Here is a 7495-nt window from a genome sequence, read left to right as displayed (position 1 = left end):
CCACGCTCAGCCATCTGTTGGCGGAGCCGGTCAGTCCGTGCGCGATACTCTTCTTTTGTAAATGCAGGCATAGGCATTTCCGTTCCCCACAAGGCCGATGGTATTATTTGTACGCCACAACCACGAGGCTCGAGCTATCGGATGTAAACCTTCCACCTTCCTGCCCATAAGCCTCAACAGCCTCGAACCCTGCGCTTTTTAACATGCGAACAAAATCAGAAAACCCATACTGTCTGAAAGAAAGGTTCGTTCGTCTAACGCATCCATCGCGGGCGAAAATCCGTTCGATATTCAGGCGATCGCTTAGCACGTCGTTGCTGTGTATATCGATCCTTAGATCGTCGTTACGCTGCACTACGGAAATCGGCGACTTGTAACGCAGAAAATCGAAGCGATTGGCATAATCGATTAGAAGACGACCGCCCTTTCGAATTGAAGAAGCGGCTTCACGAAGAACTCTCTCATTGTCCGCGTCATCGAAATAGCCAAACGTCGTGTACCACAGAAAAGCCGCGTCAAATCGATCTCGCCAAGGAAGTGAGCGCATGTCGCCCAGAACATACTCAACGTTTACTCCGCGTTCAGCCGCATCAGTTTCGGCTCTTTTTAGCAAGATGGGTGAGATATCAAGTCCGGTTACCCGCGCTCCTTTTTCAGCCAACCGGTTGGTAATCCGCCCATAACCGCATCCAAGCTCAAGAACTGAAACGCCTGGTCCAAGGCAAAGAATATCCCAAATAACTCCCGCATCTCGGTCGTTTTTTCCTGGGGGATTTACTATATCGCCGAAATGCAAGTAATCTTCGCTGAAGTATTCTTCGAGTTCCGGTATAGTAACTGCATTGCTAATCTTGTCACTCATGTGCATTCCATTGAGTTTCATGCCTCTTGGTTCAAATTTGCACAGCGCGAAGAATATTGAAAGAAAACATTTGTGAAATTTTTCATGATGTTGTTAAAGCTCGACGGTGCCGGCGCGCGTCTCCCAGTTGCACTCGCGATAGCCGTTGCGCTGGGCCGTGCGCAACGGGCTCTTCTCGCCATAGGCGGCGCCGGTGGCGGCCCCAACCTCCAGTTCCATCAGCCGCTCGGCGGCAAAGCCAATCATCTCGCGCAAGAGATCGGAATCCGGAGTCTTCTCCACGAGCGCGGTCATCCTTCGAATCAGGTTGGTGTCAGCAACCCGACCTTACCGGCGAACTGTCGAGGACCACCGCAAAGCCGCTTGCTCGCTTGTATGGGTGATTTTTGTCAACGTGATCTTTCAGTCGTTCCGTCTCCTTGTTCAGCCGTGGCGACCATTTGTTCCTGCTTTGGCTCCGGGGTCCATTGGGGCGCCGCGCGCAGTGACGGTCAAGGGTGGTCCTTTGGCCATCGCGAAGCGACTTGCCCTTGATGTCAGGAGCACGGCGGCAGCGTTACATTGAGCCGGCAGGTGGGCCCTGTTTGTAGAGGTCTATAACTTGCAAACCGAGGGGAGCTCGCCATCAGGCGCCGTAAACGCGCCGCAAGCTTGTATGCGGTTGATCCTCGCGGATCAAAAACCATGATGCGGCCATACGCATCGGCGGCGAAGCTCCGGCGGTGGGCCCATTCTACAGCGCGGCGTCGTAAGGCCATGTGAGCGACCGGGATCACCACCACCTCGGATCCGTTATCGGCAGACGCTATTGCAGCTGCCAAACTTCAATGCTCGTCCTGTCGAACGCTCCTTACCGGACGCAGGGCTACTCCCGTCGGGATCTCGCCTGTCATGACAAGTCGCCAGAATGCAATCAGTAGCTTGCGCGCCAAAGCCACGATCATTGTCTTGCGCGTACCGCCACGGCCATCGGCCGTTCTCGCGCAAAACCAGGGCGCCAGCGCGCTGTCCTTTTGGAATTGGAGGAACCGCCAAGCCATAGCATCATGTCGTAGCGGACGCGAGCGTTGCCGGCCCGCGCAAGACCTTTCTCGCGCCTGCGTTGGCCGCTCTCATCCGGCGCCCCGGTAAGTCCGGCATAGCGAGCGACGGCTCTCCGATCACGCAGGCCGCGTGAGAGAATCTCATTCACCAGCATGTCCGCAGTCTCGATACCGACACCGATGATCCGCGAAAGAAGGCGAACGATTGCGAGTGGACCCTTCTCCTTGTCTGGAAGCACCGAGAGCTGCCGCAACCGCTCCTGTTCGATCTCGTGGATTTGTTCACGCAACAGGGGAAGCCGTCCGAGATTACGGCGCAACTCTGCTTGGCTTCGTTCCGGTAGGGGCATACCTTCCGCCGTATGCAGAACCTCCAGTTTCTCGGCAGCTTTGCGCAGATTGGGTTTGAAGGCGCGAATGCCGAAGCGAGCAAGGATTGCCTTGATGCGATTGACGATCCGTGTACGTTCGCGGACGAGCTTGTCCGTTCACGGTTCGGACGGCGAGCCTCCTCCTCATTGATGGTTGGGATGGCTGCCATGCTGCAGTGGCGCTTCTCGCCCCGCAGCCAGCCAAGAAGGCGCGCATCAGCAGTTCGGTATCGAGGCGATAGGTCTTGGCGCGCCGATGTTCGCGGGAAACCGCGACGCTCGACGGATGTATGACATAAGCCTCGACAGCGCGCGCCTGGAGCCAGCGCGCCAACCAAAAGCCGTCGCGTCCAGCCTCATAGGCGACAACGATGCGCCGGACTTCGCGCCCGGCTTGGATGGCTTCGCTGCGCCAGCGGCGCAACAGCTTAAGCACCGAAAATCCGGGTCGGCATCGAGCTTCTTGAGAGGACTACGTTCAAAGCCAGGGACCGTCGCAGCAATGAGCCACTTTGTCTGACTCATCTCACTAACGTGCTGTCCTGATCAAGGGCGGTAAGGGATTTGCTTGCATCAAAGAATGGTGACATGGGGCGCTACCTTAGGTAGCTGCTCAACAGCGCCGAGGGTGCCCCACGCTCGCCGCCGCCCATAGCATCTACAGCACTATCGAGGGCGCGCTCGCGAGCGGCTTCGCTACCGCCGAGCTACACCCCCTGTAGGGAGTACGTCATGCCAAGCTGATGATTGCTTGTGGGTGCAAGTCCCATCCGGCCAAAGCCGTAGCGGGCAAGCCGGGACCGAGTCTTGCGGGCGTCGCGGCAGCGCGGGGGCTGAAGTGTAGACAGGAGCCATGCGGGGTGCGGGAATGAGCCTCGAAAGGTGGATGTTCGCGGAGGCCGAGTGTGTTCCCTAGTCACGAAGGCAATATGAGCATCGTCGTTACGCGAGACGATGCCGCTCCGTCGGGGTCGATGGCCTGATCACGCATGGAAGGTAATCATCGGAACATGAGAGGCCCGACCGGGTCCGCTGGATTGGTCTCCAGCGGGGGACAGCAGCAAGGTACTGCCAGAGCTGCCGTCCGAGCTGACAGCCTGCGCGAGGAGGCCAAGGTCCGGACACAGAGCCGGGTTGCCTTGCCGCTGAACCTCGAGCGGGTGAACGCGGCGGCCAAGCAGGCTGCCCAAACCCGGTTCACGGCCCTGCTGCATCACGTCGACGAAGAAGCCCTTTACCGGGCGTTTCGGCGACAGAAGCGACAGGCGAGTGCTGGGGTCGATGGGATGACCGTGGCGAAGTACGAAGAGGGGCTGACGGATAACATCCGTGATTTTCTGCGAACGGGTCCACACCGATCGCTACCAGCCACAGCCGGTGCGGCGGGTCTACATTCCCAAAGCCGATGGCGGTAAACGGCCTCTCGGGGTGCCGGCGCTGGAAGACAAGATCGTCCAAAGCGCGGTGGCCGAGGTGGAGTCGGACTGGTTCATAGTACCCGTGAAGCCGTCGAAGGAAACGAGGCGACTGGAGGGAAGGGACCAGCCTGAGGGGACGCCTTGAGGGCCAACAGCATCTCCTCTGCGTCGGCCTTCTTCTCAAAGCCCATGACGAAGTCGTCAGCGTAACGCACGATCACAACGCGACCGTGTGCATGGCGGCGACGCCATTGGTGGGCCCAGAGATCGAGGATGTAGTGCAGGAAGATATTGGCGAGGAGCGGACTGATGCCCGCCCCTTGCGGGGTACCCCTGTCCGTCTCTTGCCTGGCGGCTCATGCACGCGCCAATGGTTGCGCAGCACAGGTGGTTCGCCGCCGTTCTGCGTGGACACTACGGCTACTACGGCAGGCCGCACAACTACCCAGCGCTCAACGGATTCTATCGGCAAATGCGCCGGATATGGCTACGGTGTCTCTGAGACGGCGCAGCCAGAAAAGCCGGCGCATGGACTGGTCGGAGTTCGAGACCCTGACGGCGCGCTTCCCCGTGCTAACTCCGCGCATCACTCGAACTTGGGCGCAAGCACGGATATGACGCGGGTTAACCGCGGGAAGAGCCGGGTGCGGGAAATCCGCCCGCCCGGATCTGTGAGGGCGAAAGCCGAATGGCTGAGCTACTCGACCGCGACCCTGCGCCGATTGAGCGACTGAACTGCAGTCCGTACTCTCTTTCTCTCTTTCAGCATTGACCGAATTTGGTTCTCGAGATCGCCGCAGATGGCGACAAGTCGCGATCGCGCCACCAGGAGGGATTGGGTTGCCTGGCTCTTTGTGCTTTTGACCTTGACCTCCCTATACGCGAACCAGCTCGGCCAGGCCGCGGGCATCGTTCTCATCGCTTTTGTTTATTCGAACTGAAAGGCCGCCCTCGCATGCCGAGCATCAATACAGACGACCGGCAATCCGACCCGTTGAAGCTCATGCCAGAGCCCAATTGGACATGGCGCCGGTCTCGAATCCGATGCGCTCGGCGTGCGGTGCGCTGTTCCTCAGACAATCGCATTTCAAATCGTGCCCCTGCATGTAATATATATTTCAGAGGTCGGCGTAGTTTGGAGCAAATCGGATCCCTCCAATGCGTCATCCTACCATCGGCGTTGAACAATAGAAGTCTGATCCTCGACTCAACGAAATGAAGGACTGACGTCCTCATTTCGGGTTCAATTCAATGGAGCCTACTTTCGCGCCGAGGATTGTCGACGCGGCGGGACTAGGACATCGAAACGGGCAGCGCAGAATGCGTGCAATTAGGGCTGATGCAGCATGAGAAGCGTTGAAACTTTCCGAAAATTGCAGCGCGAAGCAACCGAATGCCGCCGCCATCTCCATGAGAATCCCGAGCTCGATTTTCGGCTGCCAAATACGGCGAAGTTCGTTGCCGAGAAACTTGCCTCGTTCGGTATCAATGACATTGAAACGGGGATAGCCGAGACCGGCATCGTGGCATTGATTCAGGGTGAGGGCAGAGAGGGACCGACGATCGGATTGAGGGCGGACATGGACGCCCTGCCGATCGTCGAAGCTTCAAACAAGCCCTGGTCGTCGAAAACCCCCGGAATAATGCATGCCTGCGGCCATGACGGTCACACGGCCATGTTGCTGGGTGCCGCGAAATACCTCGCGGCTACCCGAAATTTCAAAGGCACTGTCGCCTTGATCTTCCAGCCGGCAGAAGAGCCAGAATTCCCAACGGGCGGCTTTAAGATGGTTCAAGAAGGGATCATGCATCGCTTCAATATATCCCAAGTTTATGGCATGCACATCCAGCCCGGGCTTGACATCGGTAAGTTCGGCATCCGCGCTGGCGCGATCATGGCCTCGCAGGATGACTTCGATATCAGCGTTAACGGCAGGGGCGGTCATGCTGCCCACCCCAGTCAAACCATTGACCCCGTTGTCATCGCGGCCCAAATCATTCTAGGTCTGCAAGCTCTGGTTTCCCGCAAGACGGACCCACTGGAATCCCTGGTGATATCCGTCACTAAACTGAGCGCTGCGCAAGCCTACAATATTATCCCCGATAAAGTTGAGATTTCCGGAACTGTTCGGACGCTGGCACCCGCGCTGCAAGACTTCGCCGAGCGAGAAATACAGGCCGTCGCCCAAGGGATTGCGCGCGGATTTGGTGCGGATATCGAATTCAAGTACACGCGTTCAGTTCCTGTCACCTTCAACCATGCTGAGCAGACCAAACTGGCTGTCACGGCGGCACAAAACCTCGTGGGCGCCGCTAACGTCGATGAAGCAATCAAAATCTCCATGGGGGCGGAGGACTTCGCTTATATGCTGGCGGAGCGGCCGGGAGCCTATATCTTGGTTGGTAACGGACCTACGCACCAATGTCATAACCCGGCGTTTGATTTCGACGATGAGGCCTTGCCTTACGGGATCGGTTGGTGGGTTACTCTGGTTGAGACGGTATTGCCCATTTGAATTGGAACGCGACCGAACTTCACCGCCATCCCGACGTGTTTGCGCACGAAGAAATCTGCAACAGCTTGCAAATCCTGTCGGAGAGGCAAAGGCGATTTTGGACCGATTCACAAGCGACTGACCTACTGACTTTCGCCACCTCCCAAGGCGTACCAGCCCGGCAGCGAGCTTAGGCTACTGCCGGGCGCTCAAGTTGGTGAGTGTCTTCAGCGGATTTCAGACGCAATTTTTGCTGTACAGGAATGTACTAGGGCTAAGACTCAGTAGCTGACGGTTGCAGCGATGCAGAGGCGGCGAGGAAGTTGCGGGCGAGCCGATCGTAGCGAATTGCGATGCGACGGAAGTCCTTGATGCGACAGAACATGCGCTCAATCGCATTGCGGTCCTTGTAGAGGAAGGGCGAGAAACAATTCTTCCATTTTCGGTTCGCCTTGGGCGGGATATTGGCGAAGGCGCCGCGTCCGCGAACCTGCTCCCGGATGGCATTGCTGTCATAGCCTTTGTCGGCATGCAGGATTGGCGCCGCCGGCATCTGCTCGATCAACAGCGCCCCGGCAGTGCAATCGGCGGCCTGGCAGCCGGTCAGGAGAAAGGCGACCGGCCGGCAGAATCCATCCGTCAGGGCATGGATTTTGGTAGTCCGTCCGCCTCTCGAGCGACCAATGGCCTGATTTTTCTCCCCTCTTTGCCGCCGGCCGCCCAGCGATGCGCCCTTACCGCCGATGAGTCGATGAGAAGCTCGGCCGGAGGCCCGCCGGCGTTGGCAAGAGCATGGAAAATGGCACTCCAAATGCCCTTGGCCGACCAGCGCTGGAAGCGGTTGTAGAGGGTCTTGCGCGGTCCATAGACCGACGGAGCGTCGACCAGCGTCCGCCGCTCTTCACCACATGAATAATGCCGCTGATCACGCGGCGATCATCACGCGCGGCTTGCCTCGGGTGTCGGTCGGCAGATGTGGTTCAAGCCCAAACTGCTCATCGCTGGTAGTGTGCTGAGAGTTCTGCAAATTCGCTGAGAGGGGGCGGTCATGGCAGGCTGGTGATTGTTCACGTCACNCTCGGGCTATTACGGCCGTACCCTTGTGACGCGGGTCGGCAAGCTCGAGCTGCGGGTTCCGCAGGACCGGGCCGGGCGCTTCTCCACCGAGCTGTTCGAGCGCTACCAGCGTTCCGAGCGGGCCTTGGTGGCGACACTGGCGGAGATGTATGTGCAGGGCGTGTCGACCCGCAAGGTGAAGGCGATCACGGAAGAACTGTGCGGCCATGCCTTCTCGGCCTCGTCGATC

Annotated in this window: 3 protein-coding genes and 5 pseudogenes; 3 read left to right on the top strand and 5 right to left on the bottom strand. The window is 58.4% G+C overall.

What is annotated here, in order from left to right; genetic code table 11:
* Positions 1 to 103: 103 nt before the first annotated feature.
* The 3 genes and pseudogenes from X727_RS1000000167570 to X727_RS1000000169490 all read right to left on the bottom strand — a co-directional run bounded on the left by X727_RS1000000167570 (position 104) and on the right by X727_RS1000000169490 (position 2255).
* Positions 104 to 862, bottom strand: a complete 759-nt coding sequence (locus X727_RS1000000167570) for a class I SAM-dependent methyltransferase (protein WP_196815036.1) — start codon at positions 860 to 862, stop codon at positions 104 to 106.
* 96 nt (positions 863 to 958) lie between these two features.
* Positions 959 to 1156 (bottom strand): annotated as a pseudogene (locus X727_RS135360) (transposase); the annotation flags it as partial.
* 646 nt (positions 1157 to 1802) lie between these two features.
* Complete coding sequence (locus X727_RS1000000169490; RefSeq protein WP_245274255.1) at positions 1803 to 2255, bottom strand: transposase; 453 nt, start codon at positions 2253 to 2255, stop codon at positions 1803 to 1805.
* Positions 2256 to 3373: 1118 nt separating this feature from the next.
* On the opposite strand from X727_RS1000000169490, the pseudogene X727_RS1000000169885 reads away from it, so the two are divergent.
* A pseudogene (locus tag X727_RS1000000169885) lies at positions 3374 to 3752 on the top strand (group II intron reverse transcriptase/maturase); the annotation flags it as partial.
* 82 nt (positions 3753 to 3834) lie between these two features.
* On the opposite strand, the pseudogene X727_RS1000000167565 reads toward X727_RS1000000169885, so the two are convergent.
* A pseudogene (locus X727_RS1000000167565) lies at positions 3835 to 4038 on the bottom strand (reverse transcriptase domain-containing protein); the annotation flags it as partial.
* 1002 nt (positions 4039 to 5040) lie between these two features.
* Here X727_RS1000000167565 and X727_RS135365 point away from each other — a divergent pair.
* Positions 5041 to 6210, top strand: a complete 1170-nt coding sequence (locus tag X727_RS135365; RefSeq protein WP_023835554.1) for a M20 aminoacylase family protein — start codon at positions 5041 to 5043, stop codon at positions 6208 to 6210.
* A gap of 260 nt (positions 6211 to 6470) precedes the next feature.
* Here X727_RS135365 and X727_RS1000000167560 read toward each other — a convergent pair.
* A pseudogene (locus X727_RS1000000167560) lies at positions 6471 to 7216 on the bottom strand (IS5 family transposase).
* 51 nt (positions 7217 to 7267) lie between these two features.
* Here X727_RS1000000167560 and X727_RS135370 point away from each other — a divergent pair.
* Positions 7268 to 7495, top strand: a pseudogene (locus X727_RS135370) (IS256 family transposase); the annotation flags it as partial.

Origin of the sequence: Mesorhizobium sp. L103C105A0 (assembly GCF_000502215.1) — a bacterium.
Taxonomy (GTDB): Bacteria; Pseudomonadota; Alphaproteobacteria; order Rhizobiales; family Rhizobiaceae; genus Mesorhizobium.
The sequence above is the reverse complement of the archived record's forward strand: the minus strand, read 5'-3'. Positions and strand labels throughout refer to the sequence as shown.

What these genes read in the sequence shown, in the direction of transcription:
- X727_RS1000000167570 (WP_196815036.1), bottom strand. Translation starts at nt 862, where the DNA reads ATGAGTGACAAGATTAGCAATGCAGTTACTATACCGGAACTCGAAGAA.
- X727_RS1000000169490 (WP_245274255.1), bottom strand. Translation starts at nt 2,255, where the DNA reads ATGCCCCTACCGGAACGAAGCCAAGCAGAGTTGCGCCGTAATCTCGGA.
- X727_RS135365 (WP_023835554.1), top strand. Translation starts at nt 5,041, where the DNA reads ATGAGAAGCGTTGAAACTTTCCGAAAATTGCAGCGCGAAGCAACCGAA.